Origin of the sequence: Psychrobacter sp. 219-2-C, assembly GCF_049560815.1 — a bacterium.
Taxonomy (GTDB): domain Bacteria; phylum Pseudomonadota; class Gammaproteobacteria; order Pseudomonadales; family Moraxellaceae; genus Psychrobacter; species Psychrobacter faecalis.
In genome coordinates this window covers 2,937,167-2,944,564 of sequence record NZ_CP186933.1, presented here as the reverse complement: position 1 = coordinate 2,944,564, position 7,398 = coordinate 2,937,167, and the positions used below count along the sequence as shown (strand labels likewise).

Sequence of the window (7,398 nt, the reverse complement as noted above, 5' to 3'; positions counted from 1 at the left end):
AGGGGGTTTGAAAATTTAAATTGATATATCTTCTAACCCCTTGATTGCTTAGGAATTAAATCTGAGATTTTGGCTTTAGTCTTACATTTTACTCTTTAAGGTGGTTACGATACCTGATAATGCATAGATGATACCGATGGCTAAGATGCCTACTGGGATATCATATAAGATGATACTCATGACCAATACGCCGATAATAAGCACAACAAATGGCACTTTCTTTTTATCGAACTCTTTAAAGCTATAGTATTTAACATTACTGACCATCAATAAGCCGCAGATAACCACCCATGCCGCAAATAGGAACATGATGGCAGTATCGTATTGTCCGACCCATTCATTATGATCGACCGCAACCATTACCGCAGCCGTAACTAAGATAGCCGCGAGCGGACTTGCCAAACCGACGAAGTATTTTTTATCGACTATACCAACTTGCACATTAAAACGTGCTAAGCGAAACGCGGCGCAAGCGGTAAAGACGAAGGCGCAACCAAGACCAATACGACCTAACGGCTCTAAAGCAAAGCTATAAATCAGGATTGCAGGCGCAACGCCAAAAGCCAACATATCAGCGAGTGAATCATACTGCTCGCCAAAAGGACTTTGCGCATTAAGCATACGCGCAACACGCCCATCGGCACCATCAAGGATAGCGGATAAGAAAATCGCCAGTGAGGCTTTATAAAATTCGCCTTGAGTACTGGCTAAAATAGAATAAAAACCCGACAGCAGAGATAAAGTGGTAATCAGATTGGGCGCTAAATAGACACCGCGACTAACCACACGCTTACCTTCGGCAACCTCTGCTTCAATCACCTCAAAGGTCAAACCATCATAATTGTCATTATCCGCTAGGCGAATATTGAACTCATGCTCATCGACAAAAGGCGGCTGAGTGGCAGCACTATCCTGTAAGAGCGGCTCTTTTACCAAACCGTCATTCATAACCTTGTCGGTTACCAGACTGTCCTTTGCAAGGCTATCTTTGCCCATACTACTTGATGATTGATTCGTCGTCATAACGATATCCTTATTCGCCGACCAGCCAGCGCACATTAGTGGCACTATCAGGAGACATGTCTGGGGCATCCGCAACTTTTAACACCGGCTGTAAGAAACGCAAAATCTCACGTGCGTGATTGTCAAATTGCCAAGGCGGATTGATAACGAGTAACCCTGTACCATTTAGACCAACAGCGATGTCGTTAGGATAGATATTGAGCTCGCAGACCAATTGACGTCTCATTTCAGTCCGTTTTAGCTTTTTGTAAAACAGCTCAACCGCTTCCATGTTTTTAATTGGATACCATAACGCGTAAGTACCTTGTGGCCACTTATTATAAGAATGTACCAATAGGTCAATCAGGCGGGTGAAGTCTTTATGCTCTTGCTCGTAAGGCGGATCAAGAAAAATCAAACCGCGCTTCTCTTTTGGTGGAATCACCGCAGCGATACCTTCAAAAGAATTGCGATGATGAATACCAATCGGCAATTTATGGAGCTGATAATTTAGTGCATCGTATTCACTGGCTTTGGCTTCAAACGCTTCACCGCGCACGCCGGCATCAGGATTTTTTTCAACATGATGGGCAATCCACCAAGGTGAACCAGGATAGACTTTTTTATCATACGTGAAACGCGCTTGCTTAATGCTTTCCATATAGTCTTTGACGGCCGCCGGTGCTTTTTCGATGTCGGCTTTTAACAAAGCTTGGATACCGCCTTTGGCTTCGCCTGTTTTGCGCGCCTCTTCACTGCCGAGCGAATACAGTCCACGACCACCGTAAGCATCAAGCACATAAAAAGGTTTGTTCTTTTGCCCCAATTGATTCAGCAGTTGTACCAATAAAATGTGTTTAACGACATCGGCAAAGTTACCGGCATGATAGGCGTGTTTATAGTTCATAAGATCAAAAGTTTAAATAAGAAAAATTGCATCTATGGTAGCATAGGCAGAGTAAAAGATAACGATGGTTTTGGTAAAAAGGCATGGATTGGCTGTGTATTGACAGTGAATGGCATGTTTATTGATAACGGCGAGGCAAAATGACGCAGATTATTAGCAATCTTGAAGTGACACAGTTAGTCGTCGATCATCCGATTGGAGCGGATAACCCGCCACTACTATACCCACCTAGCGATGACGAAAGGCAAACGCTACTCACTCAGCATGAATTACAATTTTCGGACTTTGATGTCGATTGGCAAAATAAGCTAACCGATAAACAGCTAGATACGTTTGTAGACGATGGCTGGATGATTATTGACGATGTGTTTGAAAATAAAGCGCTATTGGCTCTGCAGTCTGAGAGCGGTTTTATTGACTATCGTGATGCCGAGCTGACGGCTGGCATTCGGGTTAGCAATATTCGCGGTGATCGCATTCGCTGGATTACCGAAAACTTCTTTGCAGGCTACTATTATTTACAAAGTATCAATGCGCTTGCTGCTTTATTCAATCAAAGCTTGTTTGCTGGTATTCGCCATAGTGAGGCACATTACGCTTGTTATCCGGTAGGTTTTGGCTATCAATGGCATAGCGATAATCCGGCTGGACGTGATGAGCGCGTTATCTCGGCGGTGTTTTATCTCAATGATGATTGGCGTGATAGTGACGGTGGCGCTTTAGAAGTCGTCGACAAACATGGCGTCCACCATAATGTCATGCCTGTTGCCAATCGACTGGTCATATTTGATAGTGACTTGCAACACCAAGTGCAAATCGCCCATCGGCAGCGTTATTCTATCGCGACGTGGATGCGCCGTGATGGTTTGGTGCCTTTTGTTGAGGACAATATTTAAAATCCATTAGCTATTACTTTAAATAAGCCTTGTTAATTAAGGATAATGACAATGCATAAAACCTTATTTAGAAGCTTGCTCTTACTTGTTATACTCCCTCTGATCGTGAGCTGCGAGACGCTTAATCATCAAGCCGCTATTCAAAAAGACAATGAGTTATTTTTTACCTATTATTTGCCAAAATCCATGCCTGAAGAACCTCTAATAATTAATCCGACTGTTATTACTACTGAATTCAAATATGAGGATGGGTGTTTACTTGCATTTGATGGAAGCAGATTGATGACACCTGTATTTCCCGAAGGACATGCAACTTTTAATAGTCATCATAAGACTTTAAGATTATTAGGAACGAGTTATAAAATGGGTAATGTGATTTCTGCAGCTGGCTATGTGCATACTTACAACAGTGAAAAAGTTAAAAATTATAGTAATAGCCCAGCCGAAAAGTGCATTACAGAGTATCTAGCAACATATTACGGCGATTATGAAAAAATTGACTTGGATAAAAACTAAATTTTTTCAGACCTCAAATTATAAACATCAAAACAACATATCTAGGACTGTCATGAGTTCAGAAAATAATAGTAAAACCCATCAACAACAAACCTTAGATTTAAGCATCGCCCTACTTGAACGTCCTTCTGTCACCCCCGATGATGATGGCTGCCAAGACATATTGTCAGAGCGCCTGACGCAGGCTGGGTTTGATTGCGAGTTTATGTATTTTGGTGAGAGAAACCAAAGCGGCGAACATGCGGAAGTCAAAAACCTCTGGGCGCGCCGTGGCATCACCGATCCGGTTATTTGTTTTGCTGGTCATACCGACGTCGTGCCTACGGGTGATGAAAACAATTGGACTTATCCGCCATTTACACCCACCATTGCCGATGGTTATTTATGGGCGCGCGGTGCCGCTGATATGAAAACCGGCATTGCTGCTTTTACCGTTGCCGCCGAGCGTTTTGTCGCTAATCATCCTCAGCACAATGGCTCTATTGCTTTTTTAATCACCGCAGATGAAGAAGGCCCGTCCATCAATGGGACGGTGAAAGTCATTGAAACGCTTGAAGCGCGCAATGAGAAAATCACCTATTGCCTCGTTGGCGAACCCTCAAGTACCGACACGCTTGGCGATATCATTAAAAACGGTCGCCGCGGCTCATTGGGCGCCGAGCTGACCGTCACTGGCAAACAAGGTCATGTTGCCTATCCGCATCTGGCTTGCAATCCGATTCATGCGGCAATGGCGGCATTAGCAGAATTAACCAATGCCACTTGGGATAACGGCAACGAGTATTTCCCTGCGACTTCTTTGCAAATCTCCAATATAAATAGCGGTACAGGCGCAACCAATGTCATTCCTGAAACGCTAACCGTTATTTTTAACTTCCGCTTTTCCACAGAAACGACGGATGAAGAATTAAAAGCGAGAACTCATGCTATCTTTGATAAATATTTTGAAAACAATAAAGCCAGTTATGATATTAACTGGAAATTATCCGGTCAGCCATTTCTAACTCCTGAAGGCAAACTCGTATCGGCCTGCCAGCAAGCGATTAAATCTGTGACTGATGTTGATACTACGTTATCAACCTCTGGCGGTACATCAGACGGACGCTTTATCGCGCCAACCGGTGCGCAAGTCGTTGAACTTGGCGTACGTAATGCCACCATTCATCAGGTCGATGAAAAGGTAGAAATAGATAACTTAGGCAGATTGGCGCAGATATATGAAGGGATTTTAGAGAATCTGCTGCTTGATTAGACATAATCTATAGAAACAAAAAAAGCGCCATCTGTATGAGATGGCGCTTTTTTTAGTTAATTCATTTATAAAATATATTTATCTTCTACATAAGAAGCTGATGAAATATTGCCTTCTTGAGTTAAAAAATAGGTCTGTTCCATCGGTTTGTATGGTGACTCTTTCGCTACCTCTAGTGATAAGTTAGAAAGTAATCCAAATACTTTATGGGCGTATTCTAAGCAGTCGTACTTTCCTCTATTTTCTAAAGACAGTTTAGAAAGCTCTTTAAATTGATTAATATATTTATCAAAGTTGGTTCTTTTACTACGTTCACTATATAACTCTGAAGGGTTGGCTGGAAGAGGAAACCGAACGGACATTATTTTTTGACCTTCGGGCAACTCTGTAATCTCTTGTATTGCATATAATTGGGAATTAGCTAAATTAATCGGAGCCGAATACATAACTAGGTCTCTATACTGTCCTAGTTCATATAACCAACCATCTTTACTCATTATATCTTTAAGATTAGACTCTAAATCAGTTAGGCTTACTACTTTCTTAAGACCTTTTAACAATCCACTTGCAGTTGTGACCTCTAACTTAGAGTTATTTAAAACTTGTTTGATTACCCTGTTTAAATCTCCACCATTTGCAAAATTAAAAATATATTCGCATAAGTAATCTCTCATTATCCCAGCATCAAATAGAAAAGAGTGGAACTCCTGATAAACCAAGTTCGTATAACCGTCCTGAAAGCGCTGACCTTCCTTAAAGTTTTTACCTAAATTTCTTGCGTTTAATTGCTGATGATAAGCTAATGAAAGATTTTTTATCCTGTCATTGATAGTCTGCAACTGAAACTTTATTCTATTTGACAAATCATATGCCAAGCCATTCTTATTATGAAAAGCTGATAAAGTCAATCCACCCCACAAAAATGTCGCATCCCAGTTGGGCCAAATTGACTCTTGTTTAATAAGCCCTCTAAACTGCGTTGGCGCTTGCCCAGTAAACTCCATTTGATGAGTTATAAATTCAACACCAATAATATTTAAGTTTAATTTACTCAATGAACCATATAATGCACCAAAAGTATCAATTTTAATTTGACACACTTGTCCATTAGTAGTCAGAGGCCACAATCTAACCCGATCAGTCTGGATTTCACTTGTGGCTAAGATACCACCAGCTATATGTACAAATCTGCTACAAGCTGGCCAATCTTCTTTTATGGGCCTTCCAACCATTTAAGAACCTTAAGAGTATTTAATAGAAAGTCAGGCAATATGCTTTTTCAAAATATATTATATGCTACTCAATCCCTATATAAACATCCACTTGCCCATACTCTAAATTACCATCAATATAGTGCTCAAAATCGACATTATAACTACGAGTATACTCACAGCTTGGGTCGTTGAAGTACTCCCAAGCCTTCTCCCACGCATTCATGACGGTATTAGGCATATTACCTGTTTCAGAAAATACCAAATATTTCCCTGCAGGAATGGCTATTGTTACAAGGCTACTTGTATTGGCGACCGCAGCATGATCCGGCTGCGCCTGCTCATTGTCCACTTCCCAACCAGCGACGACATCAAACGCCCCTACTAAATCAGCACTTTCATAATTGTGGTAGATACCATAAATATCCTGACCTTCAGGCAAGTCTCCCATATAGTTTTGATAAAACTTTTGCCATAAGCGGCCTAATTTTGCCGTTTCGTGGCTGATTTCAGCGTGATTGGTGGTACGTACGCTGATACCCTTACAAGCTATTGCTTCGGGTAGCTCTTTAATTTGTGACGTCATGATGCTGCCTGCCCTGTTGTGCTGTGTGATTTTTATTTGATGTGCGATTAAATGAGCAAAACTGCCTTAATCCGCTTCATCAATCCAATTCATTTGAATGGCTTCTAAGATACCCTCGTTTGATTTTTGCGGGTCATCATCAAAACCTTCTAGCTCCGTCACCCAGCGGTGTAAATCAGTAAAGCGAATATACTGCGGATCGGTCTCAGGGAATTTTTCATAAAGCTCAATAGCGATATCTAAGCTGTCTGTCCATTTTAGTTTTTGCGGGCTCATGGTAGCTCCTTAACTGTTATTTATTTTATAGCTTGTATCGAACTGCTGGTCAGTTTGACTGGTTACGCGTCTAACCATTTACTTGCTCACTTACTAACCCCCTATCCTATCAAAATTCGCCAACTGATTATAGACAAGTTCGTTATACCGCCTTTGTTGCTTTAACTTTTTGCTTTATCTTTTTATTTTGTTTCTGCAGATTTAATCGCTACTTGATGCTGATTCCAAGAAACAATGACTTCATTTGTCTGCTCACCTGTCATATCCAATATCTCTGGTGCGCATTTGCCTTTTTTATCGTTTAAGACAAACTTAGTCATACCAACACCCATGAGCTGATTTTTTACCAAAAAGCGCGTTTCAAAATAGACGTATTTTTTATCCCAGCCGACAAGCGTACTATTTACCGTCATTTTATTCAGGAATTTAATTTCTTTGAGATAGACCATTTCTTGCATGGCAATAATCCAGCCAAGATTTTTAATCCCCTTTTGATGACAGCAGGCCATCAGCCATTTAGTGATGTTTAACTCGATAAAAGACAAGTAGCGATAATTGGGCAGATGGTCGCGAAAACCCATGTCGTGTGGCAATACGCGATAGTGGCGCACAATTGGTTTGGTTAATGTCTCGACACTTAGGTGTTCATTAGCCGTTTGCTGTTTAAGCTGCTGCTTTAATAAGCTGACCATAATAAAAAAACGTATCAACATGTTCATAAAGGAAATCTCTGCACGGTTATTCTGTATTAA

At 41.1% G+C, this 7,398-nt stretch carries 9 protein-coding genes; 3 read left to right on the top strand and 6 right to left on the bottom strand.

Annotated elements, in window-relative coordinates; translation table 11 throughout:
• Positions 1-81 precede the first annotated feature (81 nt).
• Positions 82-1,023: a CDP-diacylglycerol--serine O-phosphatidyltransferase gene (pssA, locus tag ACPEGP_RS12245; RefSeq protein ID WP_144297693.1), complete on the bottom strand. Its 942-nt coding sequence runs from the start codon at positions 1,021-1,023 to the stop codon at positions 82-84.
• Between the two features lie 10 nt (positions 1,024-1,033).
• Positions 1,034-1,909, bottom strand: coding sequence for a 23S rRNA (adenine(2030)-N(6))-methyltransferase RlmJ (locus ACPEGP_RS12240; protein ID WP_144297694.1), 876 nt, complete (start codon positions 1,907-1,909; stop codon positions 1,034-1,036).
• Positions 1,910-2,049: 140 nt separating this feature from the next.
• On the opposite strand from ACPEGP_RS12240, the gene ACPEGP_RS12235 reads away from it, so the two are divergent.
• The 3 genes from ACPEGP_RS12235 to dapE are packed head-to-tail and all read left to right on the top strand — an operon-like array spanning position 2,050 to position 4,573.
• The gene (locus ACPEGP_RS12235; protein WP_200663866.1) at positions 2,050-2,805 is read left to right on the top strand and encodes a 2OG-Fe(II) oxygenase; all 756 of its coding nucleotides are present in this window, start codon (positions 2,050-2,052) and stop codon (positions 2,803-2,805) included.
• A 51-nt stretch (positions 2,806-2,856) separates the two neighbouring features.
• On the top strand, positions 2,857-3,321 hold the full coding sequence (locus ACPEGP_RS12230) for a hypothetical protein (RefSeq protein WP_423813553.1): 465 nt from the start codon (positions 2,857-2,859) through the stop codon (positions 3,319-3,321).
• A gap of 52 nt (positions 3,322-3,373) precedes the next feature.
• Positions 3,374-4,573 carry a succinyl-diaminopimelate desuccinylase gene (dapE, locus tag ACPEGP_RS12225; protein ID WP_423813552.1) on the top strand — a complete coding sequence of 400 codons (1,200 nt, stop codon included), beginning with the start codon at positions 3,374-3,376 and terminating at the stop codon, positions 4,571-4,573.
• A gap of 65 nt (positions 4,574-4,638) precedes the next feature.
• Here dapE and ACPEGP_RS12220 read toward each other — a convergent pair whose 3' ends face one another.
• The 4 genes from ACPEGP_RS12220 to ACPEGP_RS12205 all read right to left on the bottom strand — a co-directional run bounded on the left by ACPEGP_RS12220 (position 4,639) and on the right by ACPEGP_RS12205 (position 7,365).
• On the bottom strand, positions 4,639-5,805 hold the full coding sequence (locus ACPEGP_RS12220) for a hypothetical protein (RefSeq protein ID WP_423813551.1): 1,167 nt from the start codon (positions 5,803-5,805) through the stop codon (positions 4,639-4,641).
• A gap of 64 nt (positions 5,806-5,869) precedes the next feature.
• Complete coding sequence (locus tag ACPEGP_RS12215; RefSeq protein WP_423813550.1) at positions 5,870-6,370, bottom strand: GyrI-like domain-containing protein; 501 nt, start codon at positions 6,368-6,370, stop codon at positions 5,870-5,872.
• A gap of 66 nt (positions 6,371-6,436) precedes the next feature.
• A complete protein-coding gene (gene iscX, locus ACPEGP_RS12210; RefSeq protein WP_144297698.1) occupies positions 6,437-6,646 on the bottom strand; it encodes a Fe-S cluster assembly protein IscX in 210 nt (69 codons plus the stop codon).
• A gap of 182 nt (positions 6,647-6,828) precedes the next feature.
• The gene (locus ACPEGP_RS12205; protein WP_191692385.1) at positions 6,829-7,365 is read right to left on the bottom strand and encodes an acyl-CoA thioesterase; all 537 of its coding nucleotides are present in this window, start codon (positions 7,363-7,365) and stop codon (positions 6,829-6,831) included.
• Positions 7,366-7,398: the final 33 nt, after the last annotated feature.